Origin of the sequence: Klebsiella sp. 18074, assembly GCF_902705905.1 — a bacterium.
Taxonomy (GTDB): domain Bacteria; phylum Pseudomonadota; class Gammaproteobacteria; order Enterobacterales; family Enterobacteriaceae; genus Klebsiella; species Klebsiella terrigena.
Genome location: NZ_CACSIS010000004.1, coordinates 125,761 through 149,488 on the forward strand (window position 1 = coordinate 125,761; position 23,728 = coordinate 149,488).

Below are 23,728 nucleotides of genomic sequence, written 5' to 3' on the forward strand. Positions count from 1 at the left end.
ATGAACTGTCCAACTTTATGGGGTCAGTCCATTTCCCGGACTTTGCATTGAATATAACCGCTAGTAGTAGGCTTTCAGCGCTCGCTGGCAGAGCATCGAGCGGACGCAGTCGTCGGTCGTAAAGCGGACAATACCGACCATCTCGTCTTCTTCAAAACGCGCCAGCGCATCAACCAGGCCAGACCTTACGCCAGAGGGTAAATCACACTGGGTAATGTCGCCGTTGACGATGACCGTCACGTTCTCCCCGAGGCGGGTCAAAAACATTTTCATTTGCGCAGCGGTCACGTTCTGAGCCTCGTCCAGAATCACAACCGCATTTTCAAATGTACGTCCACGCATATAGGCGAACGGCGCGATTTCCACCTTGCCGATTTCCGGCCGCAGGCAGTATTGCATAAAGGAAGCGCCCAACCGTCTCACCAGCACGTCATAAACGGGGCGGAAATAGGGGGCAAATTTCTCGGCGATATCTCCCGGTAAGAAGCCGAGGTCTTCATCGGCCTGCAGAACGGGACGGGTAACAATAATTCTGTCCACATCCTTATGGATCAGAGCCTCAGCTGCTTTCGCCGCGCTGATCCAGGTCTTCCCGCACCCGGCTTCACCGGTGGCAAAGATCAGCTGTTTATTGTCAATGGCATTCAAATAATGCACCTGAGCGTCATTGCGCGCTTCAATCGGCGATAAATCGCGGCTGTCCCGCGCCATGCCGATTGCTTCTACGCCACTCATTTGCACAAGCGATGTGACCGATTCTTCTTCGCGCTGCTTATGGCTGCGCGAATCCTGTCTCAGCACACGTTTGGCCTCACGACGAGCTTTGGTCACTGCTTTTTGTCTTCCCATGGATAGCACCTTGCGTTGTTGGTTTACATCACACGCGTCAATATCGACGCGATTATGCGCACGAACGATTGAGGTTTGGCTTCCTTGTAAGCCATTGCTTGCCTGTCGAATTGACAACGGGTCGCGGCTACGCGCACCGCGTACCCGGTCTGGGTTCGGATTATCTGTGGTGACGGGAGAAAGATTTGGGGTGTGGGAATCGCGGCCGGAAGTGTGGCCCCCGTGCTGATGAGTACGGTAAGAAGTTTTACATTTTCCGTTACAGCAATCGGGCATTCGCGATCTCCATAGTGAACGACATCACTGCCGGGAACTACCGCGTCTGTAATAAGTACATCAAAAATAATTCTTAATGCAACTTATTTTTTACATACAGACAACAAATAATTCTCATCGCAGCTCTGGAGAGTTTCCGACAATTAGATTACAGAAAAATAACACAAGGCAGGAAATACAAAAAAAGAATGGAAAAACAGCAGAAAACGCCCTGCCCTTGCGGGCAGGAACGTCAGGCTTCAAGCAAGGACTGCGCCAGGTAGTGCTGGCTATCCTTGACGCCCGGCAGCGCAAAGAAGTAGCCGCCGCCAATCGGCTTAACGTACTCCTCCAGCGCTTCGCCGTTGAGACGCTTTTGCACCGTCAGGAAACCTTTTTCCAGATCGTGTTGATAGCAGACAAACAGCAGCCCCATATCCAGCTGTCCGGAGTTGGTCACCCCCAGCGAATAGCTGTAGCCGCGGCGCATCATCAGGTTCGACTGCGTCTGCGGCGTGCGCGGGTTAGCCAGCCGAATGTGGCTATCCAGCGCGATAATATCGCCATCGGGATCTTTAGCGTAATCCGGCACGTCGTGCTCGTGCTGCATCCCCAGCGGCGCGCCGCTGTGCTTGTCGCGGCCGAAAATCGTCTGCTGCTCTTTCAGCGGCGTACGATCCCAGAACTCAACGTGGAACTGGATAATACGCGCCGCCTGGTAGCTGCCGCCCGTCGCCCACGCCGGTTCTCCCTGCCCGGCGGTAACCCATACCACCTCGTCCATCAGCGCGCCGTCGGTGCTGACCGGGTTCGCCGTACCGTCCTTAAAGCCCAGCAGGTTAACCGGCGTCTCCTTGCCTTTGCTCCGCGCGGCGCTATCGGAGATAAAGCCTTCGCGCTTCCAGCGGACGCTCAGCAGATCCGGCGTATGCTTAATCACATCGCGCAGCGCATGGATCACCGTATCCTGGGTGTTGGCGCAAATCTGTAGCAGCAGATCGCCGTGACAGAGCGCGGCATCCAGCGAATCGTTGGGAAAGCGCGTCATCTTCTGCAGCTTCTTCGGCGCGAGACTCGCTAAGCCATAGCGCTCGTCGAATAGCGAATGGCCGACCGAAACAGTCATCGTCAGGTTATCCGGGGCGATCCACGGCCCGAGAATGCCCGAGTCCATCGGCGGCAGGCGCGGATTCGGCGTGTCCGGCGCAGGCCCGCCCTTGGTCAGGAAGGCAATACGCTGGGTCAGCAGGCGGAACAGGCGCTCGAGGTCGGCCTTATCGCCGGCCAACACGTCGAAAGCCACCAGCATCATCGCGGTTTGCTGCGGGGTGAGGATCCCCGCCTGGTGCAGCCCATAAAAGGGCTGCTCCTCCATACGCGCGTTGGGCGATAACGTGCCCGGCGAGCTGGTGCTTTTGGCCGCATGCGCAACCGGACAGCCACCAGCGATGGCCAGCGCGCCGCCTAGCGCGCCGATCCCTTTTAATAACCGCCGACGAGAAGGTTCATTCACCTCGAATTGCTTCTGCTCTGCCATTGCTTTAGTCCAGACCCAGGATCCCGCGCAGCTGAGCCAGATCTTCCGCCAGGGTGGTGATCGGACCTTTCAGCGCGTTACGATCCGCATCGGTCAGCTTGTCATAGGTTTCATAGCCGTCTTTGGTACGGTATTTCGCGAGGATCGCGTCAACTTTCTTGAAGTTAGCGTCAACTTTCGCCAACAGCGCGGCGTTCTCTTTTTGCAGCTGCGGACGCAGCAGGTCGACAATTTTCTGCGCGCCGTCAACGTTAGCCTGGAAGTCCCACAGATCGGTATGGCTGTAGCGATCTTCTTCACCGCTGATTTTGCTGGCGGCCACTTCTTCAATCAGGCCCGCGGCGCCGCCCACCACTTTAGACGGCGGGAACGCCAGCTCGCTGATGCGTTTTTGCAGCTCCAGCACGTCGGTATTCAGACGGTCGGCGTAGCTCTCCATGCCCTTGGTGCTGTTGTCGCCAAACAGGGCTTTTTCCAGACGGTGGAAGCCGGTGAATTTCGGATCTTCCGCTTTCTTCTCATAGTCGTCTTCACGGGCATCAATACTGCCGTCAAGATCGGAGAACAGCTCGGCAATCGGTTCGATACGTTCGTAGTGCTGACGCGTCGGGGCATACAGCGCTTTCGCTTTTTCGATATCGCCCGCTTTCACCGCGTCGGTGAAGGCCTTCGTGCCGGTAACCAGCTGGGCGGTTTCCGCCGTGACGTAGGCTTTATAGGCGGTGATCGCATCGCCGAGGCTCAGCAGCGCGTCGGCTTTCGCCGCGTCTTTGGTGGCCGAACCGGTGACAATCAGCTTACCTTTCGGGTTGGTCAGCAGGCCGCAGGTCATATCATATTCGCCCGGCTGCAGGTTAGCCGTCAGCTTTTGCGTAAAGCCCGGCGCAATGTTTTCGCGCTCTTCCACGACCATCACACCCTTGAGGATCTCCCACTCCAGCGCTTTCTGGCTGTGGTTCTGAATGATGAACTGCGTTTTACCCGCTTTCACGGTCACATTCATCGGTTCACACTGCTTGTCATTAACGGTCACTTTTACCTGCGGAATATCCGCAGCCTGGGCGCAAAAGGCGGAGCTGAACAACGCTGCGACGGCAAGCTGCAGCGCATTACGGCGAAAATGAATCATCATGATCATCCCTTTCGGTAAGTATGTGGTAACGATATATCCTGCGGCGCCCTACTTAAGCGGAGCGGAACGCGAGGCTGCTGGATTGCTACGCGGCGGCAGCGCAAACAGCACCAGCGCCGGAATCAAATAGATAAAGTACACCGCCACTTCGCTGACGGTCGGCGCTTCCTGATAGCCGAAGATGCCTTCAAGCAGCGTACCGAACAGGCTGTGCGTCGACAGCACGCCGCTCAGATCGAACGCCACGTCCTGGAAGTGGTTCCACAGCCCGGCCTCGTGGAAGGCGCGAATGGCGCCTGCGGCAAGGCCCGCGGCGACCAGCAGGATGAACAGGCTGGTCCACTTGAAGAACGCGCCGAGATTAAGGCGGATGCCGCCCCAGTACAGCAGGAAACCGAGGACGACTGCGGTGGCGAGGCCAAGTATCGCGCCCAGCGGCGGCCAGATACCGACATCCTGCTGGAACGCCGCCAGCAGGAAAAATACCGACTCCAGCCCTTCGCGCGCCACGGCAAAAAAGACCATCATCACCAGCGCCCAGCCGTGGTTGTTACCGCGCTGCAGGGCGTTATCCACCGCCTGTTCCAGCTGCTGCTTCACGTTGCGCGACACCTTGCGCATCCAGAACACCATCCAGGTCAGGATAAAGACCGCGACCAGCGCCACGATGCCCTCAAACAGCTCCTGTTCACGCTGCGGAAATTCGCCGGTTGTTTCGTTGATAAAGATCCCCAGGCCGAGACACAGCGCCGCCGCGAGGATGACCCCAATCCACATTACGCCAATCCAGTTTCCGCGCTGAGTGCGTTTCAGATAGCTGGCGATCAGGCTGACAATCAGCGCTGCTTCCAGGCCTTCACGTAACATGATGAGAAATGGAACAAACATGCCGACATCCTTAAATGTGAGCCGCAGTCAACGGATGCAAAGATAGGTAAATATTTCTGATAGTGATTATCATTACAATAATCAGAAACACAAGTGAAATGTGTAGAGAATGATGACGAGTTGTAAATTAATCGCTGAAAAATAATTACTTAGGCAATTATTCGCCTGCGCCGGCGGCAGCGAATAGGATCGACGGTTTTTTCACAGCAGATATTTACCGGGCGTAGCGGCTGTGGCTAAATAGCGGCCTTATTTACCTGCAAAAAGAATAATATGACTCAGTTTTTACACTTCCTGCTGGCACTGGTGGTTATCCTCGGCCTTGCCTGGCTTGCCAGCTATGACCGACAAAAAATCCGCGTTCGCTATATTATCCAGTTAATTATTATTGAAATTGCCCTGGCTTTCTTTTTTCTCCACGCCGAAAGCGGCCTGTGGATAGTTAAAAATATCTCCGGCTTTTTCACCTCATTACTCGGCTTTGCCGCTGAGGGCACCAACTTTGTATTTGGCGGCATGAGTGAAAAAGGCCTGGCCTTTATTTTCCTCGGCGTGCTGTGCCCGATTGTCTTTATCTCCGCGCTAATTGGCATTCTCCAGCACTGGCGCATTCTGCCCATTTTTATTCGCGTCATCGGCACCCTGCTGTCAAAGGTCAACGGCATGGGCAAGCTCGAGTCCTTTAACGCCGTCAGCTCGCTGATCCTCGGACAGTCGGAAAACTTCATTGCCTATAAGGGCGTGCTCGGCGATATCTCCTCTCGCCGGCTGTTCACCATGGCCGCCACCGCGATGTCGACGGTGTCGCTGTCGATTGTCGGCGCCTATATGAGCATGCTGGACGCGAAATACGTCGTCGCGGCGCTGATCCTCAATATGTTCAGCACCTTTATTGTGCTGTCCATTATTAACCCGACGCGACCGGGCAGCGAAGAAGAGATTAAGCTGGAGAAACTGCATGAGTCGCAGAGCTTCTTTGAAATGCTCGGCGAATATATTCTGGCTGGCTTCAAGGTCGCGATGATTATTCTGGCGATGCTGATGGGCTTTATTGCCTTAATCAGCGCCGTTAACGCCCTCTTCGCTACCCTATTTGGCCTCAGCTTCCAGCAGATTCTGGGCTACGTCTTTTACCCGCTGGCGTGGCTGATTGGTATTCCGCTCAGCGATGCGCTGAACGCCGGGAGTATTATGGCGACCAAGCTGGTGGCCAACGAATTTGTCGCCATGATCGAGCTGCAGAAAATTGCCGCCGGCATGACGCCGCGCGGGCTGGGCATTCTGTCGGTCTTCCTGGTCTCTTTTGCTAACTTTGCCTCGATTGGCATCATCGCTGGCGCCATTAAGGGGCTTAACGAGCCGCAGGGCAACATTGTTTCCCGCTTCGGCCTGCGCCTGGTCTACGGCGCGACGCTGGTCAGCCTGCTCTCCGCCAGCTTCGCCGGTCTGGTGCTGTAAGCGCGAGCATGCGCCACGAATATCGCCACAATTAAGGCGGGGCATCGCCCCGCCTTTTCTTTAGCAATACCTTAATTTAGCAGTGCAGGTTATTTAGAAATGAACGCAAACCTGGCGATCGACGCGCATCACTGACTCCTGGGCGAAGCGCGACTTATAGATCGTGCGCAGCGCTTCAATCCCCTCTTCGCTCTTCACATCTTTCCCGTGGATCAGCATCAGCGCCTTGCTCTGCTCACGCGCCACGGTGCCGTCGTTACCCAGCCACTGGCCTCGGGCGTCAAACACCGTCAGGCCGTCGCGAAAGCGCGGGGTGACGTCGCGGTCAACAAACTGCAGCCACTCCGCGGGGGTGATATCTTTGCCCGCCGGACGGCTGAGGCCGAAGTACAGCGTGGTCTGCTCCATGGAATTTTCCGCCGGGCAGGCGCCGGCAGCCGGTGCTGAAACGGTCGTTTTGGCCGGCGCCACGCAGCCGCCAAGCAGCCCTGCCAGCACCAGCGCCATTGCACCCTGTCTGAAACTCATATTGCTATCCTCATTGTTATTTGTGCTCAGATATCAGCGTATTTTCAGAGAATTAGCAAGAGGGTTCCCGTCGCTCTCGGGCCGGCTGCGGCGAGCCGCGGGCACAAAAAAACCCGCCGGAAGCGGGCTTTAGCAGTAAGCCTACGCTTACTCTACGGTCGCGCGGACCGGCGGCGCAGAGTGATAGTGGGCGTTGGCCTCGGCAAAACGCTGCTGCATGGATGCCGAAGGCGCTTTGCTCAGCAGGCTGAAGACCACGATCCCGAGGCTACCAAAGATAAAGCCAGGGATGATTTCGTACAGGCCCAGCCAGCCAAACTGTTTCCAGATGATAACGGTCAGCGCGCCGATAACCATGCCGGCCAGCGCACCGTTGCGGGTCATGCGTGACCACATAACGGAGAACAGCACCACCGGACCGAAGGCCGCGCCGAAGCCCGCCCACGCGTAGCTCACCAGGCCCAGCACGCGGTTGTCCGGATTTGCCGCCAGCGCGATAGCAATCAGCGCCACCACCAGCACCATCATCCGACCTACCCATACCAGCTCTTTCTGCCCGGCGCTCTTACGCAGGAAGGCTTTATACAGATCCTCGGTAATCGCGCTGGAACAGACCAGCAGCTGGCAGCTCAGGGTTGACATTACCGCCGCCAGAATCGCCGACAGCAGAATCCCGGCAATCCACGGGTTAAACAGGATTTGCGTCAGTTCAATAAACACGCGCTCGGAGTTCTGATTCACCGCCCCGGCCAGCGCCGGGTTGTTGTTAAACCACGCGATGCCGAAGAAGCCAACCGCCACGGCGCCCGCCAGGCAGAAAATCATCCAGGTCATGCTGATACGGCGCGCATGAACGATACTGTGGTGGGAGTCCGCGGCCATAAAGCGCGCCAGAATATGCGGTTGACCAAAGTAGCCCAGCCCCCAGCCCATCAGCGAGATGATGGCGACGAAATTAAGCCCTTTCAGCATATCGACGTTTTCAATGCTCTTTTGCTTGATCACCTCCAGCGAATCGCCGAAGCCGCCGACGGAAATAATCACCATCACCGGGGTCAGGATCAGCGCGAAGATCATCAGGCTGGCCTGGACGGTATCGGTCCAGCTTACCGCGAGGAATCCGCCGATAAAGGTATAAATAATCGTCGCGGCGGCTCCGGCCCACAGGGCCGTTTCATAGCTCATGCCGAAGGTGCTTTCAAACAGACGCGCGCCGGCAACAATGCCGGAGGCACAATAAATAGTGAAGAACAGCAAAATAACCAGCGCGGAAATAATACGCAGCACCCGACTTTTATCTTCAAAACGGCCGGTGAAATAGTCCGGCAGGGTCAGGGCATTATTATTCATCTCGGTATGAACGCGCAGGCGACCGGCCACCAACCTCCAGTTAACCCATGCCCCCAGCGTCAGGCCGATGGCAATCCAGCTCTCGGAAATACCGGAAAGAAATATAGCCCCCGGCAGCCCCATCAGCAGCCAGCCGCTCATATCTGAAGCTCCGGCAGACAGCGCGGTCACGAACGGACCAAGGCTACGCCCACCGAGAATATAATCATCGAAATTCTTCGTCGATCGCCAGGCAATAAACCCGATCAGTATCATGCCAAATATATAAATAGTAAAAGTCACCAACATCGGGGTGCTAATAGCCATGCAAATCTCCAGATTTTTTGTCGACAGCGTCCAGATTTGTCGTTTTATGCCACTACCGGAACGGGGTAATGGCACAATGGTTGTATTGGGCGACCGTATCCTGACGGAAGCTGCGGTTTTTCACAAACGATTTAACACAGCATTTACACTAATTCCGCCGATGACCAAACCTCATTTTGTTATAGGTTGCACTTCCTCACGTTTTCATCGGTTGCACCTGGTAAAACTGTTAACTGACGCAGGTAAATACGCCTTTAAATAAAGGTTAAATTACCGCTAATCCTATTATTAAATTTAACAACAAAACCATTTTTCAGTCTGACCCACAAGTTGCAATTAACAAGGTTGCACAAAGTTGCAACATAGTAGATATTCCTACGCAACCGCATAACCGCACAGAAGCTCAGCTCGCCGAATCATGCCGCCACAATACGGGTCGGGTCATGGATGAAGCGAATGACCAATAACAGGAGTTCATGACATGGGCACCACCACCATGGGCGTTAAACTTGACGAAGCTACCCGCGAGCGCATCAAGTCCGCCGCCAGCCGTATCGACCGCACGCCGCACTGGCTGATTAAGCAGGCGATTTTCAACTATCTGGAAAAGCTGGAGAATGACGAATCGCTGCCCGAGCTTCCGGCGCTGCTCTCCGGCGCGGCCAACGAAAGCGACGAAGCTGCTCCGCTGAGCGAAGAGCCGTACCAGCCGTTCCTTGAATTTGCCGAGCAGATCCTGCCGCAGTCGGTGGCGCGGGCAGACATTACCGCCGCTTATCGCCGCGCCGAAACCGACGCCGTGCCGATGCTCCTCGAGCAGGCCCGCCTGCCGCAGGCGCTGGGCGAACAGGCGCACAAGCTCGCCTGGACGCTGGCGGAAAAGCTGCGCAATCAAAAAAACGCCAGCGGGCGCGCCGGGATGGTGCAGAGCCTGCTGCAGGAGTTCTCCCTCTCCTCGCAGGAGGGCGTGGCGCTGATGTGCCTCGCGGAGGCGCTGCTGCGTATTCCGGATAAAGCCACCCGCGACGCCCTGATCCGCGACAAGATCAGCAACGGTAACTGGCAGTCGCACATCGGCCGCAGCCCGTCGCTGTTCGTTAACGCCGCCACCTGGGGGCTGCTGTTTACCGGCAAGCTGGTCTCCACCCACAATGAAACCAGCCTGTCGAGCTCGCTGAACCGCATCATTGGCAAAAGCGGCGAACCGCTGATTCGCAAAGGCGTCGATATGGCGATGCGCCTGATGGGCGAGCAGTTCGTCACCGGCGAAACCATCGCCGAAGCGCTGGCCAACGCCCGCAAGCTGGAAGAGAAAGGCTTCCGCTACTCCTACGATATGCTCGGGGAAGCGGCGCTGACCGCCGCCGACGCCCAAGCCTATATGGTCTCCTATCAGCAGGCCATTCACGCGATCGGCAAAGCCTCCAACGGCCGCGGCATCTATGAGGGTCCGGGGATCTCCATCAAGCTCTCCGCCCTGCATCCGCGCTACAGCCGCGCGCAGTACGATCGGGTGATGGATGAGCTCTATCCGCGCCTGAAGTCGCTGACCCTGCTCGCGCGTCAGTACGATATCGGCATTAATATCGACGCCGAAGAGGCCGATCGCCTGGAGATCTCTCTCGACCTGCTGGAGAAGCTGTGCTTTGAGCCAGAGCTGGCGGGCTGGAACGGGATCGGCTTCGTTATTCAGGCCTATCAGAAACGCTGCCCGTTCGTGATCGACTCGCTGATCGATCTCGCCACCCGCAGCCGCCGTCGTCTGATGATCCGCCTGGTCAAGGGCGCTTACTGGGATAGCGAAATCAAGCGCGCGCAGATGGACGGCCTGGAAGGCTATCCGGTTTATACCCGCAAGGTTTACACCGACGTCTCCTATCTCGCCTGCGCGAAAAAGCTGCTGACGGTGCCGAGCCTGATTTACCCGCAGTTCGCCACCCATAACGCCCACACCCTGGCGGCCATTTACCAGCTGGCGGGGCAGAACTATTACCCGGGTCAGTACGAGTTCCAGTGCCTGCACGGCATGGGCGAGCCGCTGTACGAGCAGGTGGTAGGCAAAGTGGCCGACGGCAAGCTCAACCGACCGTGCCGAATCTATGCCCCGGTCGGCACCCACGAAACCCTGCTGGCCTACCTGGTACGCCGCCTGCTGGAGAACGGCGCCAACACCTCCTTCGTCAACCGTATCGCCGATACCAGCCTGCCGCTTGACGAACTGGTCGCTGACCCGGTCAGCGCGGTCGAGAAGCTGGCCCAACAGGAGGGCCAGGCCGGCCTGCCGCATCCGAAAATTCCGCTGCCGCGCGATCTCTATGGTCAGGGCCGCAGCAACTCCGCGGGGCTGGATCTGGCGAACGAGCACCGCCTCGCCTCCCTCTCCTCCTCTTTACTCAACAGCGCCCTGCACAAGTGGCAGGCCTTGCCGATGCTGGAGCATCCGGCTGCCGAAGGCGAGCTGCAGGCGATCGTTAACCCTGCCGAGCCGAAGGATATCGTCGGCCACGCACGAGAAGCCAGCGACGAAGAGGTACAGCAGGCGCTGACCAGCGCGGTCAACTGCGCGCCGATCTGGTTCGCCACCCCGCCGCAGGAGCGTGCGGCGATCCTCGAGCGCGCGGCGATCCTGATGGAAGGCCAAACGCAGACGCTGATCGGGATTCTGGTGCGCGAAGCGGGTAAAACCTTCAGCAACGCCATCGCCGAAGTTCGCGAAGCGGTCGACTTCCTGCACTACTACGCCGGCCAGGTTCGCGACGACTTTGATAACGAAACCCACCGTCCGCTGGGTCCGGTGGTATGCATCAGCCCGTGGAACTTCCCGCTGGCGATCTTCACCGGTCAGATTGCCGCCGCGCTGGCCGCGGGCAACAGCGTGTTGGCGAAACCCGCCGAGCAGACGCCGCTGATCGCCGCTCAGGGCGTGGCGATTCTGCTGGAAGCCGGCGTCCCGCCGGGCGTTATCCAGCTGCTGCCGGGCCGCGGGGAAACCGTCGGCGCCGCGCTCACCGGCGACCACCGCGTGCGCGGGGTGATGTTTACCGGCTCCACCGAGGTCGCGACGCTGCTGCAGCGCAACATCGCCAGCCGCCTTGATGCCCAGGGGCGTCCGACGCCGCTGATCGCTGAAACCGGCGGCATGAACGCGATGATCGTCGACTCGTCGGCGCTGACCGAGCAGGTGGTGGTCGACGTGCTGGCCTCCGCCTTCGACAGCGCCGGCCAGCGCTGCTCCGCGCTGCGGGTGCTGTGCCTGCAGGAGGAGATTGCCGACCATACGCTGACCATGCTGCGCGGCGCGATGGGCGAATGCCGGATGGGCAACCCTGGCCGCCTGACCACCGATATCGGGCCGGTGATTGATGCCGAAGCCAAAGAGAATATCGAGCGTCATATTCAGACCTTGCGCGCCAAGGGCCGCAATGTCTTCCAGGCGGTGCGTGAGAACAGCGACGACGCGCGCGAATGGCAGAGTGGGACCTTCGTTCCGCCGACGCTTATCGAGCTCGACAGCTTTGACGAACTGAAAAAAGAGGTCTTTGGCCCGGTCCTGCACGTGGTGCGCTATAACCGCAACGCGCTGGATCGGCTGGTTGAGCAGATCAACGCTTCCGGCTACGGCCTGACGCTCGGGGTCCATACCCGCATCGACGAAACCATCGCCCAGGTCACCGGCAGCGCAAAAGTCGGCAACCTGTACGTCAACCGTAATATGGTCGGCGCGGTGGTTGGCGTTCAGCCGTTTGGCGGCGAAGGCCTGTCGGGCACCGGCCCGAAAGCGGGCGGTCCGCTGTATCTGTACCGCCTGCTCTCAAGCCGTCCGCAGAACGCCGTCGGCGCAACCCTCGCCCGCCAGGACGCTGAGCGTCCGCTGGACGCCCAGCTGAAAAGCCTGCTGGAAAAACCGCTGGTTGCCCTGCAGCAGTGGGCCACAGGCCGGCCGGAGCTGCAGGCGCTGTGCCAGCAGTATAGCGAACAGGCGCAGGCCGGTACCCAGCGTCTGCTGCCGGGGCCGACCGGCGAGCGCAACACCCTGACCTTTATCCCCCGCGACCGCGTGCTGTGCGTGGCGGATAATGAACAGGATGCGCTGACCCAGCTGGCGGCGGTTGCCGCCGTCGGCTGCGAGATCCTGTGGCCGGACAACGCCCTGCATCGCGAACTGGCGAAGAAGCTGCCGCGCGAAGTCAGCGAGCGCATCCACTTCGCCAAAGAGGCCGAGCTCACCGCCCAGGCCTTCGACGCGGTGATTTACCACGGCGACTCCGATCAGCTGCGCGCGCTGTGCGAACAGGTGGCGGCGCGGGACGGGGCGATCGTTTCGGTTCAGGGATTCGCTCGCGGCGAAACCAACCTGCTGCTGGAGCGCCTCTATATCGAGCGCTCGCTCAGCGTCAATACCGCGGCGGCGGGCGGAAATGCCAGCCTGATGACCATCGGCTAAGGCCGATTCCCGCAGGCGGCGTCGGGCAAAACCGTAGCCCGCCGCCGGGGGATCGCAGACCAGATGACAGCAGGCCAAAGCTGTGGTTAATTAAGGCTCCCGGACGGGGGCCTTTTTTATGTATGGGAGTGGAACAATGAAACGCACTTTACTCGCGCTTGCCGCCCTGTTAGCAAGCGGCCAGGCGCTGGCGGACGAATGCGCCAACGCCAACAATCAGATGGAGATGAATCAGTGCACGGCGGCGCAGTATCAGGCGGCCGACGGCAAGCTCAACCAGACCTACCAGCAGGCCCTGAAGCGTGCCTCCGCCAGCCAGCAGGCGCTGCTGAAGAAATCCCAGCTGGCGTGGATCGCGCTGCGCGACGCCGACTGCGCGTTTTTAACCTCCGGGGCCGAAGGCGGCAGCGTCCAGCCGATGCTGATCAACCAGTGCATGGCGGACAAAACCGTGGAGCGCGAATCGTACCTCTCCTCGCTGCTGCAGTGCGAAGATGGCGATCAGAGCTGTCCGCTTCCGCCAGCCAACTAGCGCACCCGGATCCCTTCGACGATCATCCGCTGAACGTTTTCCACGGTCTGCTGAAAGAACGCTTCATCGCGCAGCGTTGCGCCGGTCACCGCCTCAATCTGGGTGGCAAAATCGGCGTAATGCTGCGTGGTGGCCCAGATCATAAAGATCAGGTGCTGGGGGTCGACCGGCGCCAGCTTGCCGCTTTCAACCCAGCCGGAAACGATCGCCGACTTTTCATCCACCAGCGCTTTCAGATCGCCGGTCAGCTCCCCCATCAGCAGCGGCGCGCCCTGCAGCATCTCGAGGCAGAACAGCTTTGACGCCTGCGGATGGTCGCGGGAGACCTCCAGTTTAAGGCGAATGTACTCGCGGATCGCCACCAGCGGGCTGATATCTTCGCGAAAGGCCTTCAGCGGCGCCAGCCAGATGGTGAGGATCTGCTGCAAAACGGCAACGTACAGCGCCTCTTTCGACGGGTAGTAGTAAAGCAAATTGGTTTTCGATACTCCGGACAGCTCCGCAACCTGCTCGAGCCGCGTGCCGTGAATGCCAAATTGCGAAAACGCGTCCAGCGCGGCGGCGAGGATAGCCTCTTTCTTTGCGCTCACCGCCAGCGAACGCTTGCCGCTTTTTTTCTCGGCGCCCTGTGCCATTTGTTATCTCCTTGTTTCACCGCCATCAGCATAGCAAAAGCCCATCGCCGACACGACCTCCTGCACCCCAATTGCGCATGACTGCCGTTTTTTCGTGCACCGATTTTGACCATTTAGTCTACTTTTTCAAAGCTCACATCCGGCAACCATTAAGCAACACATTAATAACATAGGCTTTTGTAAAACTGGCATCGTCTTTGCTTTATCAGATTAGCGAGGTGGCTCAGGAAGATGCAGGATGCAGCGCCGCACGCCTTCTTGTTTAACGACCGCAAAGAGGTGCATATGAAAATTGGTGTCTTCGTTCCGATCGGCAATAACGGCTGGCTCATTTCCACCCATGCCCCGCAGTACATGCCGACGTTTGAGCTGAATAAAGCGATTGTGCAGAAAGCCGAGCATTACAACTTTGACTTCGCGCTGTCGATGATCAAGCTGCGCGGCTTTGGCGGTAAAACCGAATTCTGGGATCATAATCTCGAATCCTTCACCCTGATGGCGGGCCTCGCGGCGGTGACGTCGCGGATCCAGATCTACGCCACCGCTGCCACCCTGACCCTGCCTCCGGCCATCGTCGCCCGGATGGCCTCCACCATCGACTCTATTTCCGGCGGCCGCTTCGGCGTTAACCTGGTCACCGGCTGGCAAAAGCCGGAGTACGAGCAGATGGGGATCTGGCCGGGTGACGACTATTTCGCCAGCCGCTACGACTATCTCAGCGAATATGTCCAGGTGCTGCGCGATCTGTGGGGTACCGGGAAGAGCGACTTTAAGGGCGACTACTTCACGATGAACGACTGCCGCGTCAGCCCGCAGCCGTCGCAGCCGATGAAGGTGATCTGCGCCGGGCAAAGCGATGCCGGCATGGCCTTCTCCGCCCAGTACGCCGACTATAACTTCTGCTTCGGCAAAGGGGTCAACACCCCGGCCGCCTTCGCCCCGACCGCCGCGCGCATGATGCAGGCGGCGGAAAAAACCGGCCGCGACGTCGGGTCGTACGTGCTGTTTATGGTTATCGCCGACGAAACGGATGAAGCCGCCCGCGCCAAATGGGAGCACTACAAGGCCGGCGCCGACGAAGAGGCGCTGGCGTGGCTCACCGAGCAGAGCCAGAAGGATACCCGCTCCGGCAGCGACACCAACGTCCGCCAGATGGCCGACCCCACCTCGGCGGTCAATATCAACATGGGCACCCTCGTCGGCTCCTACGCCAGCGTCGCCCGCATGCTCGATGAAGTCTCCGCGGTCCCCGGTACCGACGGCGTGCTGCTGACCTTTGATGATTTCCTCGGCGGCATTGACGCCTTCGGCGAGCGCATTCAGCCGCTGATGCGCTGCCGCGACCATATTGCCACCGCTACTCGCGAGGTTGCCTGATGATTACCCTTCCCGCTCGCCCGGAATCCTTAACCTTTGCAGCGCAAAACAGCGCGCTGATCGTGGTGGATATGCAAAACGCCTACGCAAGCCAGGGCGGCTACCTCGATCTTGCCGGATTTGACGTCTCCGCCACCCGGCCGGTTATCGACAACATCAACACCGCCGTCGCCGCCGCCCGCGCCGCCGGAATGCTGATTATCTGGTTCCAGAACGGCTGGGACGACCAGTACATAGAGGCCGGCGGCCCCGGCTCGCCCAATTACCATAAATCCAACGCCCTCAAGACCATGCGCCGCCGTCCCGAGCTGCAGGGCAAGCTGCTGGCTAAAGGCGGCTGGGACTACCAGCTGGTCGATGAGCTCAGACCGCAGCCGGGCGACGTGGTGCTGCCGAAACCGCGCTACAGCGGCTTCTACAACACCCAGCTGGACAGCATTTTGCGCAGCCGCGGCGTTCGCCACCTGGTGTTCACCGGTATCGCCACCAACGTCTGCGTGGAGTCCACCCTGCGCGACGGCTTCTTCCTCGAATATTTCGGCATCGTGCTGGAGGACGCCACCCATCAGGCCGGACCGGCCTTCGCTCAGCAGGCGGCGCTGTTCAATATTGAGACCTTCTTTGGCTGGGTCAGCGACGTCGCCAGCTTCTGCGATGCCCTGCAGCCCGCCAGCCCCATTCCGTTCCCGGAGGAAAAACGTTATGCCTAAACAGGTCATTATTCCAGCCGGCACCACCACGCCGATCGCCCCTTTCGTTCCCGGCACGCTGGCCGATGGCGTGGTGTACGTCTCAGGTACGCTGCCGTTCGATAAGCAAAACAACGTGGTCTATATCGGCGACCCAAAGGCGCAAACCCGTCACGTTCTGCAGACCATCCGCAGCGTTATCGAAACGGCGGGGGGCAGTATGGAGGATGTGACCTTCAACAGCATCTTTATCACCGACTGGAAAAACTACGCCGCGATTAACGAAGTTTACGCCGAGTTCTTCCCCGGCGATAAGCCGGCTCGGTTTTGCATTCAGTGCGGCCTGGTGAAGCCAGAGGCGCTGGTGGAGATCGCTACGGTGGCGCATATCGGGAAGCCGGCGCTATGAAGCTCGATATCGCCCCTGCGCCTTATGTCGGCGCCCCGGTGGTGGTGCTGAGCGCCGGGCTGGGCGGCGCCGGCAGCTACTGGACCGCGCAGCGCGCGTCGCTGGCAGAGCAATACCAGCTGGTAACCTATGACCAGAACGGCACCGGCAAGAACGCCGGCCCGCTGCCCGCCGCCTACAGCATGGCAACCATGGCCCAGGAGCTGTGGCAGGCGCTGGAGAAGGCCGGAATCACGCGCTTCGCGCTGGTGGGCCATGCGCTGGGCGGGCTGATCGGCCTGCAGCTGGCGCTCGACAAACCCCGGTCGGTCAGCGCCCTGGTGCTGGTTAACGCCTGGCTGACGCTGTCAACCCACACTCGCCGCTGCTTCCAGGTGCGCGAGCGCCTGCTGCATACCGGCGGCGCCCAGGCGTGGGTGGAAGCGCAGCCGCTGTTCCTCTATCCGGCGGAGTGGATGGCCGCGCGTGCGCCGCGCATGGAGGCGGAGGACGCCCTCGCGCTCAGCCATTTTCAGGGTAAGGACAACCTGCTGAAGCGGCTACAGGCGCTGAAGCAGGCCGATTTCTCTCGTCAGGCGGCGGCGGTGACCTGTCCGACCCTGGTGATCAGCGCCCGTGACGATCTGCTGGTGCCCGCCTCCTGCTCGCGCTCGCTGCAGGCCGCGATCCCGGGCAGCCAGCTGGTGGAGATGGCCTGGGGCGGCCATGCTTGTAACGTCACCGATACCGAGACCTTCAACCCCATTTTATGCGACGGGCTGGCCGCAATGCTGCCCGCCGGCCAGGAGAGTTTATGAGTGAGAGTATTAGCCAAAGCGCGTGCGAAACGCTGTTCAGCCACGCCAGAACCCACGGCAACTGGCTGGATAAGCCGGTGCCCGACGGCCTGCTCCAGGAGATTTACGCGCTGATGAAAATGGGCCCGACCTCGGCCAACTGCTCGCCGGCGCGGATCGTTTTTGTCCGCACCCCGGAGGGCAAAGAGAAGCTGCGCCCGACGCTCTCCAGCGGCAACGTGGACAAAACCCTCCGCGCGCCGGTCACCGCCATCGTGGCCTGGGACAGCGCCTTTTACGATCGCCTGCCGGCGCTGTTCCCCCACGGCGACGCCCGCAGCTGGTTTACCTCCAGCCCCCAGCTCGCCGAGGAGACCGCGTTTCGCAATAGCTCCCTACAGGCGGCCTATCTGATTTTTGCCTGCCGCGCCCTCGGCCTGGATACCGGGCCGATGTCGGGATTCGATCGGGAAAAGGTCGACGCGGCCTTCTTTGCCGAGAGCGGCTGGAAAAGCAACCTGTTGATTAACATCGGCTATGGCGATGAGACAAAGCTCTACGATCGTCTGCCGCGTCTCTCCTTTGACGATGCCTGCCGGCTGGCATAAGGAGCCTCCATGCCTATTGCGGATAAACAAAGCTTTCGCGACGCCATGGCCCAGGTCGGCGCCGCGGTGAACATCATTACCACCGACGGTCCGGCGGGCCGGGCCGGCTTTACCGCCAGCGCGGTGTGCAGCGTGACCGACGAGCCGCCGACGCTGCTGGTCTGCCTGAACCGCTCCGCCTCGGTCTGGCCGACCTTTAGCCAGCATCAGGCGCTGTGCGTCAATACCCTGGCGGCGGGACAGGAGCCGCTCTCCAATCTGTTTGGCGGTAAAACGCCAATGGCGGAGCGCTTCGCCGCTGCCGAATGGCAGCCCGGCGTCACCGGCTGCCCGCGCCTGAACGATGCGCTGGCGAGCTTCGACTGCCGCATCAGCCAGGTCGTCAGCATCGGCAGTCACGACATTCTGTTTTGCGAGGTCGCCGCCATCGTTAAGCATCCGCAGCCGCGCGGGCTGATGTGGTTCGACCGCGGCTATCACACGCTTATGCGCCCAGCCTGTTAACCTTGAACCCGGGATATCATCATGGCACTTTTCGATTTTCCTCGCTGGCAGTTGACCTCCCCCTCCGCCGCTTCCGGCGTGGTGGCCCCCGATGAACGTCTTTCCGTCGGGCAAACGGTGGTTATGGGCGTGCAGCACGCGGTCGCGATGTTCGGCGCCACCGTGCTGATGCCGATACTGATGGGGCTCGACCCCAACCTGTCGATCCTGATGTCGGGCATTGGCACTCTGCTGTTCTTTCTGGTGACCGGCGGCCGGGTGCCGAGCTATCTGGGTTCCAGCGCGGCCTTTGTTGGCGTGGTCATTGCCGTCACCGGCTTTAACGGCCAGGGGCTGAACCCGCATCTGGACGTCGCCCTCGGCGGAATTATCGTCTGCGGCCTGCTCTATACCCTGATTGGTCTGGTGGTGATGAAAGCCGGCACCCGCTGGATTGAGCGCCTGATGCCACCGGTGGTCACCGGCGCGGTGGTGATGGCGATTGGCCTGAACCTCGCGCCGATTGCGGTGCGCAGCGTTTCAGCGACGCCGTTTGACGGCTGGATGGCGGTGCTGACCGTGCTGTGCATCGGCCTCGTGGCGGTCTTCACCAGCGGCATGCTGCAGCGGCTGCTGATCCTCGTCGGCCTGATCGCCGCCTGCGTGCTCTACGCGCTGCTGGCAAACGGCCTCGGGCTGGGCAAGCCGCTCGACTTTTCCCTGCTGGAACAGGCCGCGTGGTTTGGTCTTCCCCACTTCACCTCCCCGACCTTTAACGGTCAGGCGATGATGCTGATTGCGCCCGTGGCGGTGATTCTTGTTGCTGAAAACCTCGGCCACCTGAAGGCCGTGGCCGGAATGACCGGGCGTAATATGGACCCGTATATGGGCCGGGCGTTCGTCGGCGACGGGCTGGCGACGATGCTTTCCGGCGCCGTCGGCGGCAGCGGCGTCACCACCTATGCGGAGAATATCGGGGTGATGGCGGTCACCAAAGTCTACTCGACGCTGGTGTTCGTTGCCGCCGCGCTGATTGCCGTCCTGCTCGGGTTTTCGCCCAAGTTTGGCGCGCTGATCCACACCATTCCCGGGCCGGTCATCGGCGGGGCCTCGATTGTGGTATTTGGGCTGATTGCGGTGGCCGGGGCGCGGATCTGGGTGCAAAACCGGGTCGATCTGAGCCAGAACGGAAACCTGATTATGGTGGCGGTAACCCTGGTGCTCGGCGCCGGTGATTTTGCCCTCTCGCTGGGCGGCTTCACCCTCGGCGGGATCGGCACCGCGACCTTTGGCGCCATTCTCCTGCACGCCCTGCTTAGCCGCCGCGCGCGGGTAGCAGAAGAGCCTAACGCCACGGTATAAACGGTGCTTCCCGGTCGCGCCAGGCCGACCGGGACTAGGGGTTAGGGCGCTCCGCAAGCTCGGACAGCGCCCCGGCCTCCGCCGGGGCCTCCTGCGTAGCGGGGGCCTTTTTCCGCTTCAGCTTCAGCTCGCTCACCAGAACGCCGGCCAGAATAAAGGTGCAGCCCACCAGCGACGCGGTGGCCAGCTGCACCACCGTCACCCGCCGAACGTCCACCTTTCCGGCCCAGGCGCTAATTAAGATAATCTCCGCGGCGATCGCCAGCGCGCTGGCGAGGGTGATCGCTTCGCCGACGCCGAGCGCCAGCAGATTATTTTCCGGCCCGGCCAGCAGGATCAGGCCCGTAAAGGCCAGCACCACACCCAGGCAGGACATCACTCCCGGCATTTTGCCAAGGCACAGCCACTGCAGCAGCGGCACCAGCGGAACGTACATGGCGGTAATAAAAGCCGACTTGCTGCTGGAGATCGACTGCAGGCCCCAGGTTTGCAGGCTGTACCCCAGCGCTATCGAGACGCCAATCGCCGCCCCAGCCTTCAGCTCAAGCCACGTCAGCCCGCGCAGGACGCGAAGCGATAGCAGGGCCACCGCCAGCGCCGCGGTCGCGAAACGCACGCCGACAAAAAAGAACGGCCCGCTGAGCGTCACGGCGTACTGTACGGCGAGGAAGGTACCGCCCCAGAACATGGTGATAACGATAAGGAGCGCTTCCTGGGGTTTGATGGAGAATTTGAACGAAGACACAGCGCGGCCGGTAGCGAATGATAGCCGGATAGTGTGCAATTAGCCCGCCGGGAGCGCAACCGTTGGCAATAAAAAAACCGCCGGCAGCTGCCGGCGGCGAGGGCGATGCGCAGGGTGCCAGGGAGATTAACCCCGCATCATAAAACGCCCGACCTACGTCATTGGCGATAAATCAGCTATGACGATTGCCGTGGCTGTTTTTGCCCCCTTTTTTGCCCGCATCCGAGGCGCGCTGAGGATCGTTTTTAAAGTTCCCCCCGCTGTGCTGTCCACCTTTACGACCTGCTTCTGATGCTCTTTCACGATCCTCGGCGAAGTTGCCGGAACCGCCACGATGGTTTGCCATCACTGACCTCCGCTTGGTTAGACATCATGCTGCATTACGCGCAATACGCAGCCGCAGCGTCTGCGGCCTATGGCATGAGCATTAGCGTATCGCGTGCCTTTAAGCGTAGTGAATGAAACTCATTCATCCGGTAAATAGTAACATCCTGCAACAGCTTTCGGCTCTGCCGGGATATTCCCGCACCGGCAGTGCGCTAAGCTACTCTTATGGCAGACGAAAACAGCGCAGCGGAAAATGTATCTTTTTGCGACAGAGGCAATCTTTGCAATTTTGTTATAAATCAAATAAATGATTGTTAGATTTGCACTCTCCGCCAGACGCCTTATCTTTAAAGGTAGTCAGTCGTTTGGCTGGCCTATAACGCAACCGAGGAGTGATGCAAATGGCTAAAATTCTGGTGCTTTATTATTCAATGTATGGACACATCGAAACCATGGCTCATGCCGTCGCCGAAGGGGCGAACAGAGTAGACGGCGTGGAAGTGGTAGTGAAGCGCGTGCCGGAAACTATGCATGCTGAGGCATTCGCCAAAGCAGGCGGGAAAACGCAAAATGCGCCCGTCGCCACGCCGCAGGAGCTGGCAGAGTATGACGCCATCATCTTTGGTACCCCAACTCGTTTCGGCAACATGTCCGGACAGATGCGCACCTTCCTCGATCAGACGGGCGGTCTGTGGGCATCCGGCGCGCTGTACGGCAAGCTGGCCAGCGTATTCTGCTCCACCGGCACCGGCGGTGGACAGGAGCAGACCATTACCTCGACCTGGACCACCCTCGCCCATCACGGGATGGTGATCGTGCCGATTGGCTACGGCGCGCAGGAACTGTTTGACGTCTCGGTGGTGCGCGGCGGTACGCCGTACGGCGCCACCACTATTGCTGGCGGCGACGGTTCTCGCCAGCCGAGCGAGGAAGAGCTGGCGATCGCCCGCTACCAGGGCGAACACGTCGCCGGCCTGGCGGTTAAATTACACGGTTAACCCTTAGCAGGAGGATTTGCATGCCAACTCAAGAAGCAAAAGCTCACCACGTCGGTGAATGGGCAAGTTTACGCAATACCTCGGTGGAGATCGCCGAAGCGATTTTCGAATTAGCTAAATATGATGAAAAGTTAGCGGAAAAAATCTGGGAAGAAGGCAGCGATGAAGTGCTGCCGCTGGCCTTTGCGAAAACCGATCAAGACTCGCTGTTCTGGGGCGAGCAAACCATCGAACGTAAAAACGTATAACCACGGTGCAGCAGAATAAAAAAACCCGGAATTTTCCGGGTTTTTTGTTTTATTTTGCCGCCTGGTTCATCACCGTTTTAAAGGTCTCCATCGGGCAGAACCCGTCGGCGTCCACCGGACAGCCGTTCAGCGCCAGGGTCACCCGCTGCGGCGGGGACTGCAGCGTCAGGGCGTCGGCATTGCGCAGCTGTGCGGTGCTTTGATAGACGTACTCAATCTTCATCAGCTCGCGGTTGCTGCCGCTGTCGTGCCAGCGCTGGAAGACAATTTTGCCGCCAATCGGCGTGCGTTCGTTCTGATCGTGCAGCTGATAGGGTTTAAAATCCAGCGCCGTCAGCAGCGAAGCGATATTGGAATCATGCCCCACCAGCAGCGTCACCTTCGCCGCCTGCGCCGCGTCGCCCACCAGCGCCTTGTCGATATACTTCACCAGCGGCTTCGCGACGTTGCGCGCCACTTCCGTTGAGGTAAACAGGCTATCCTGATAGCCGTTTTTCAGCTTCGACAGCACCTGCCACTGCTTATCGGTTTTGATTTCGCCCCACGCCACCTGGTCCTGCGGGAAGCCTTCGTAATACTGCAGGGTGAACGCGTCCACCAACGAATTACCGACCTTCAGCGGCCCGGATACGCCCGGCTCCTGTTGATATTTGGCACTAAAGGTGTCTTTCCCGTCGCTCAGCGAGCACTGCTGCTTCTCTTTACAGGAGGGCGAATTGCGATAGTCGGTCATCTCTTCGAGCAGTTTGTAGCTCTCGGTGAGCTGCATTTTTTTCCGCTCTGCCTCCATTGCCTGCACCGCCTTCTCGCCAAACGCCGCGGAGTCATCGGTGATAACCGGGTTAAAGGTCGGGTCCATGGTGCCCATTTGCGGCTGGTGATGGACGGTTACGCCGCAGCCGGGAAAGGCGCCGGTGATAAAGAATTGGGCGGTAGCGACGGTGCGCTGCAGGCTATTAGCATAGGCATACACCGCGTTGTCCGACGGGCACTCGCCGCTGGTCACCAGCTTCTGCTGCGCCAGCCACTCCCGCATATAGTGCCCCATATAGACTTCCAGCACCCCGCCCTTGGTGGTCAGCTGTCCGCCCGGAACGTCCCACTCCGGCCAGGATTTCGGCGTTGACTGCTCCAGCACGCTGCCGTTATTCGCCAGCGGCGCGCGCAGGTTGTGGCGGCTCATGATCAGCACCTGCTGGAGCTGATAGCCCTGCGGGGCCGCTTGATCCTGCGCCTGGACGCCCGCGGACAGCAAAACGCCAGCGGCAATCGCACCGGCGAGTAGACTTTTTCTCATCCCTTAACCCTCAGTCAGTGATTAGCATCGTCCTGATTGTGACAAATTTATGACATTTTGCCAGACGACAGCGCGCAAACTGAGGCCGCGGGCATTCTTTTAGCGCTTAAGACGATGGCTGTTGTGGTTCATCCACTCCGCCAGCGGCTGCAGCGCTTCGCGCATCGACAGCCCGAGCTCGGTTATCTGGTACTCAACCCGCGGCGGGATCTCCGGATAGACGCGGCGCGACACCAGCCCGCGCTGCTCAAACAGCCGCAGCTGACGGGTCAGCTCTTTTTGCGTAATCGGGGCGATGGCGCGCAGCAGTTCGCCGAAGCGCAGCGGCGCATTCAGCACAATCAGCCGATAGAGCACCGGGATCGCCCACTTCCCGGCGATCAGGTTAACGAAGCTGGTCATCGGGCAAACCGGGGGGACAAAATTATTTTCCGCAGCCTGCGCCGCTGTTTTCGCCATAGCACACCTCTTCCCTCATTAGTATCCAATTGGTAC

The 23,728-nt window shown here is 59.7% G+C and carries 23 protein-coding genes; 12 read left to right on the plus strand and 11 right to left on the minus strand.

Annotation, left to right across the window (positions count from 1 at the left end):
* Nucleotides 1-60: 60 nt before the first annotated feature.
* The 4 genes from phoH to efeU all read right to left on the minus strand — a co-directional run bounded on the left by phoH (nucleotide 61) and on the right by efeU (nucleotide 4,661).
* Nucleotides 61-849, minus strand: a complete 789-nt coding sequence (phoH, locus tag GVK32_RS05540) for a phosphate starvation-inducible protein PhoH (RefSeq protein ID WP_041144929.1) — start codon at nucleotides 847-849, stop codon at nucleotides 61-63.
* Between the two features lie 508 nt (nucleotides 850-1,357).
* The gene (gene efeB / locus GVK32_RS05545) at nucleotides 1,358-2,641 is read right to left on the minus strand and encodes an iron uptake transporter deferrochelatase/peroxidase subunit (protein WP_159866906.1); all 1,284 of its coding nucleotides are present in this window, start codon (nucleotides 2,639-2,641) and stop codon (nucleotides 1,358-1,360) included.
* A 4-nt stretch (nucleotides 2,642-2,645) separates the two neighbouring features.
* Entirely contained in the window at nucleotides 2,646-3,773 is a 1,128-nt protein-coding gene (efeO, locus tag GVK32_RS05550) for an iron uptake system protein EfeO (protein ID WP_159866909.1), read from the minus strand.
* A 48-nt stretch (nucleotides 3,774-3,821) separates the two neighbouring features.
* Nucleotides 3,822-4,661 (minus strand): iron uptake transporter permease EfeU, encoded by an 840-nt coding sequence (gene efeU, locus GVK32_RS05555; RefSeq protein ID WP_159866912.1) that lies wholly within the window; start codon nucleotides 4,659-4,661, stop codon nucleotides 3,822-3,824.
* Between the two features lie 273 nt (nucleotides 4,662-4,934).
* Here efeU and GVK32_RS05560 point away from each other — a divergent pair, with 273 nt between their 5' ends.
* A complete protein-coding gene (locus tag GVK32_RS05560; RefSeq protein ID WP_159866915.1) occupies nucleotides 4,935-6,119 on the plus strand; it encodes a NupC/NupG family nucleoside CNT transporter in 1,185 nt (394 codons plus the stop codon).
* A gap of 93 nt (nucleotides 6,120-6,212) precedes the next feature.
* Here GVK32_RS05560 and GVK32_RS05565 read toward each other — a convergent pair whose 3' ends face one another.
* Together GVK32_RS05565 and putP are read right to left on the minus strand one after the other, a co-directional pair.
* The gene (locus GVK32_RS05565; RefSeq protein ID WP_159866918.1) at nucleotides 6,213-6,647 is read right to left on the minus strand and encodes a DUF3574 domain-containing protein; all 435 of its coding nucleotides are present in this window, start codon (nucleotides 6,645-6,647) and stop codon (nucleotides 6,213-6,215) included.
* Nucleotides 6,648-6,794: 147 nt separating this feature from the next.
* Complete coding sequence (putP, locus tag GVK32_RS05570; RefSeq protein ID WP_159866921.1) at nucleotides 6,795-8,303, minus strand: sodium/proline symporter PutP; 1,509 nt, start codon at nucleotides 8,301-8,303, stop codon at nucleotides 6,795-6,797.
* Nucleotides 8,304-8,784: 481 nt separating this feature from the next.
* Here putP and putA point away from each other — a divergent pair, with 481 nt between their 5' ends.
* A complete protein-coding gene (gene putA / locus GVK32_RS05575) occupies nucleotides 8,785-12,747 on the plus strand; it encodes a trifunctional transcriptional regulator/proline dehydrogenase/L-glutamate gamma-semialdehyde dehydrogenase (RefSeq protein ID WP_159866924.1) in 3,963 nt (1,320 codons plus the stop codon).
* A 136-nt stretch (nucleotides 12,748-12,883) separates the two neighbouring features.
* On the plus strand, nucleotides 12,884-13,279 hold the full coding sequence (locus tag GVK32_RS05580; protein WP_041144921.1) for a lysozyme inhibitor LprI family protein: 396 nt from the start codon (nucleotides 12,884-12,886) through the stop codon (nucleotides 13,277-13,279).
* Here GVK32_RS05580 and rutR read toward each other — a convergent pair.
* Complete coding sequence (gene rutR, locus GVK32_RS05585; protein ID WP_041144920.1) at nucleotides 13,276-13,914, minus strand: HTH-type transcriptional regulator RutR; 639 nt, start codon at nucleotides 13,912-13,914, stop codon at nucleotides 13,276-13,278. The two genes, GVK32_RS05580 and rutR, sit on opposite strands and share 4 nt — an antisense overlap.
* Before the next feature lie 285 nt (nucleotides 13,915-14,199).
* On the opposite strand from rutR, the gene rutA reads away from it, so the two are divergent.
* Genes rutA through rutG form a run of 7 tightly spaced genes read left to right on the plus strand, consistent with a single transcriptional unit; the run spans nucleotide 14,200 to nucleotide 19,618 of the window.
* Complete coding sequence (gene rutA, locus GVK32_RS05590; protein ID WP_159867347.1) at nucleotides 14,200-15,291, plus strand: pyrimidine utilization protein A; 1,092 nt, start codon at nucleotides 14,200-14,202, stop codon at nucleotides 15,289-15,291.
* Nucleotides 15,291-16,001 (plus strand): pyrimidine utilization protein B, encoded by a 711-nt coding sequence (gene rutB / locus GVK32_RS05595; protein ID WP_159866927.1) that lies wholly within the window; start codon nucleotides 15,291-15,293, stop codon nucleotides 15,999-16,001. Before rutA ends, rutB begins: the two co-directional genes overlap by 1 nt.
* Nucleotides 15,994-16,389 (plus strand): pyrimidine utilization protein C, encoded by a 396-nt coding sequence (gene rutC / locus GVK32_RS05600; RefSeq protein ID WP_159866930.1) that lies wholly within the window; start codon nucleotides 15,994-15,996, stop codon nucleotides 16,387-16,389. Before rutB ends, rutC begins: the two co-directional genes overlap by 8 nt.
* Nucleotides 16,386-17,186 carry a pyrimidine utilization protein D gene (gene rutD / locus GVK32_RS05605; protein WP_159866933.1) on the plus strand — a complete coding sequence of 267 codons (801 nt, stop codon included), beginning with the start codon at nucleotides 16,386-16,388 and terminating at the stop codon, nucleotides 17,184-17,186. Before rutC ends, rutD begins: the two co-directional genes overlap by 4 nt.
* Nucleotides 17,183-17,773: a malonic semialdehyde reductase gene (locus GVK32_RS05610; RefSeq protein ID WP_159866936.1), complete on the plus strand. Its 591-nt coding sequence runs from the start codon at nucleotides 17,183-17,185 to the stop codon at nucleotides 17,771-17,773. The genes rutD and GVK32_RS05610 overlap by 4 nt, the downstream gene beginning before the upstream one ends.
* Nucleotides 17,774-17,782: 9 nt before the next feature.
* The gene (gene rutF / locus GVK32_RS05615; protein WP_159866939.1) at nucleotides 17,783-18,277 is read left to right on the plus strand and encodes an NADH-dependent FMN reductase RutF; all 495 of its coding nucleotides are present in this window, start codon (nucleotides 17,783-17,785) and stop codon (nucleotides 18,275-18,277) included.
* A 21-nt stretch (nucleotides 18,278-18,298) separates the two neighbouring features.
* Nucleotides 18,299-19,618, plus strand: a complete 1,320-nt coding sequence (gene rutG / locus GVK32_RS05620; protein WP_095096219.1) for a pyrimidine utilization transport protein G — start codon at nucleotides 18,299-18,301, stop codon at nucleotides 19,616-19,618.
* A 34-nt stretch (nucleotides 19,619-19,652) separates the two neighbouring features.
* Here rutG and GVK32_RS05625 read toward each other — a convergent pair whose 3' ends face one another.
* The gene (locus GVK32_RS05625) at nucleotides 19,653-20,363 is read right to left on the minus strand and encodes a DMT family transporter (protein WP_159866942.1); all 711 of its coding nucleotides are present in this window, start codon (nucleotides 20,361-20,363) and stop codon (nucleotides 19,653-19,655) included.
* A 172-nt stretch (nucleotides 20,364-20,535) separates the two neighbouring features.
* Nucleotides 20,536-20,709: a general stress protein gene (locus GVK32_RS05630; protein ID WP_041144912.1), complete on the minus strand. Its 174-nt coding sequence runs from the start codon at nucleotides 20,707-20,709 to the stop codon at nucleotides 20,536-20,538.
* 382 nt (nucleotides 20,710-21,091) lie between these two features.
* On the opposite strand from GVK32_RS05630, the gene wrbA reads away from it, so the two are divergent.
* Together wrbA and GVK32_RS05640 are read left to right on the plus strand one after the other, a co-directional pair.
* On the plus strand, nucleotides 21,092-21,688 hold the full coding sequence (wrbA, locus tag GVK32_RS05635) for an NAD(P)H:quinone oxidoreductase (RefSeq protein WP_159866945.1): 597 nt from the start codon (nucleotides 21,092-21,094) through the stop codon (nucleotides 21,686-21,688).
* 20 nt (nucleotides 21,689-21,708) lie between these two features.
* On the plus strand, nucleotides 21,709-21,936 hold the full coding sequence (locus GVK32_RS05640; protein WP_045854787.1) for a YccJ family protein: 228 nt from the start codon (nucleotides 21,709-21,711) through the stop codon (nucleotides 21,934-21,936).
* 49 nt (nucleotides 21,937-21,985) lie between these two features.
* Here GVK32_RS05640 and agp read toward each other — a convergent pair whose 3' ends face one another.
* Both agp and GVK32_RS05650 read right to left on the minus strand, forming a co-directional pair.
* Nucleotides 21,986-23,233: a bifunctional glucose-1-phosphatase/inositol phosphatase gene (gene agp / locus GVK32_RS05645; protein ID WP_159866948.1), complete on the minus strand. Its 1,248-nt coding sequence runs from the start codon at nucleotides 23,231-23,233 to the stop codon at nucleotides 21,986-21,988.
* A gap of 99 nt (nucleotides 23,234-23,332) precedes the next feature.
* Complete coding sequence (locus GVK32_RS05650; protein ID WP_159866951.1) at nucleotides 23,333-23,692, minus strand: helix-turn-helix domain-containing protein; 360 nt, start codon at nucleotides 23,690-23,692, stop codon at nucleotides 23,333-23,335.
* Between the last annotated feature and the right edge of the window lie 36 nt (nucleotides 23,693-23,728).

Excerpts from the sequence above, each read along its gene's own strand:
- efeB (WP_159866906.1), bottom strand. The coding sequence starts at position 2,641 with ATGGCAGAGCAGAAGCAATTCGAGGTGAATGAACCTTCTCGTCGGCGG.
- putA (WP_159866924.1), top strand. The coding sequence starts at position 8,785 with ATGGGCACCACCACCATGGGCGTTAAACTTGACGAAGCTACCCGCGAG.
- rutA (WP_159867347.1), top strand. The coding sequence starts at position 14,200 with ATGAAAATTGGTGTCTTCGTTCCGATCGGCAATAACGGCTGGCTCATT.
- GVK32_RS05560 (WP_159866915.1), top strand. The coding sequence starts at position 4,935 with ATGACTCAGTTTTTACACTTCCTGCTGGCACTGGTGGTTATCCTCGGC.
- agp (WP_159866948.1), bottom strand. The coding sequence starts at position 23,233 with ATGAGAAAAAGTCTACTCGCCGGTGCGATTGCCGCTGGCGTTTTGCTG.
- rutD (WP_159866933.1), top strand. The coding sequence starts at position 16,386 with ATGAAGCTCGATATCGCCCCTGCGCCTTATGTCGGCGCCCCGGTGGTG.
- putP (WP_159866921.1), bottom strand. The coding sequence starts at position 8,303 with ATGGCTATTAGCACCCCGATGTTGGTGACTTTTACTATTTATATATTT.
- rutB (WP_159866927.1), top strand. The coding sequence starts at position 15,291 with ATGATTACCCTTCCCGCTCGCCCGGAATCCTTAACCTTTGCAGCGCAA.
- rutF (WP_159866939.1), top strand. The coding sequence starts at position 17,783 with ATGCCTATTGCGGATAAACAAAGCTTTCGCGACGCCATGGCCCAGGTC.
- GVK32_RS05565 (WP_159866918.1), bottom strand. The coding sequence starts at position 6,647 with ATGAGTTTCAGACAGGGTGCAATGGCGCTGGTGCTGGCAGGGCTGCTT.
- wrbA (WP_159866945.1), top strand. The coding sequence starts at position 21,092 with ATGGCTAAAATTCTGGTGCTTTATTATTCAATGTATGGACACATCGAA.
- GVK32_RS05630 (WP_041144912.1), bottom strand. The coding sequence starts at position 20,709 with ATGGCAAACCATCGTGGCGGTTCCGGCAACTTCGCCGAGGATCGTGAA.
- rutG (WP_095096219.1), top strand. The coding sequence starts at position 18,299 with ATGGCACTTTTCGATTTTCCTCGCTGGCAGTTGACCTCCCCCTCCGCC.
- GVK32_RS05640 (WP_045854787.1), top strand. The coding sequence starts at position 21,709 with ATGCCAACTCAAGAAGCAAAAGCTCACCACGTCGGTGAATGGGCAAGT.
- GVK32_RS05580 (WP_041144921.1), top strand. The coding sequence starts at position 12,884 with ATGAAACGCACTTTACTCGCGCTTGCCGCCCTGTTAGCAAGCGGCCAG.
- phoH (WP_041144929.1), bottom strand. The coding sequence starts at position 849 with ATGGGAAGACAAAAAGCAGTGACCAAAGCTCGTCGTGAGGCCAAACGT.
- GVK32_RS05610 (WP_159866936.1), top strand. The coding sequence starts at position 17,183 with ATGAGTGAGAGTATTAGCCAAAGCGCGTGCGAAACGCTGTTCAGCCAC.
- efeO (WP_159866909.1), bottom strand. The coding sequence starts at position 3,773 with ATGATGATTCATTTTCGCCGTAATGCGCTGCAGCTTGCCGTCGCAGCG.
- efeU (WP_159866912.1), bottom strand. The coding sequence starts at position 4,661 with ATGTTTGTTCCATTTCTCATCATGTTACGTGAAGGCCTGGAAGCAGCG.
- rutR (WP_041144920.1), bottom strand. The coding sequence starts at position 13,914 with ATGGCACAGGGCGCCGAGAAAAAAAGCGGCAAGCGTTCGCTGGCGGTG.
- rutC (WP_159866930.1), top strand. The coding sequence starts at position 15,994 with ATGCCTAAACAGGTCATTATTCCAGCCGGCACCACCACGCCGATCGCC.
- GVK32_RS05650 (WP_159866951.1), bottom strand. The coding sequence starts at position 23,692 with ATGGCGAAAACAGCGGCGCAGGCTGCGGAAAATAATTTTGTCCCCCCG.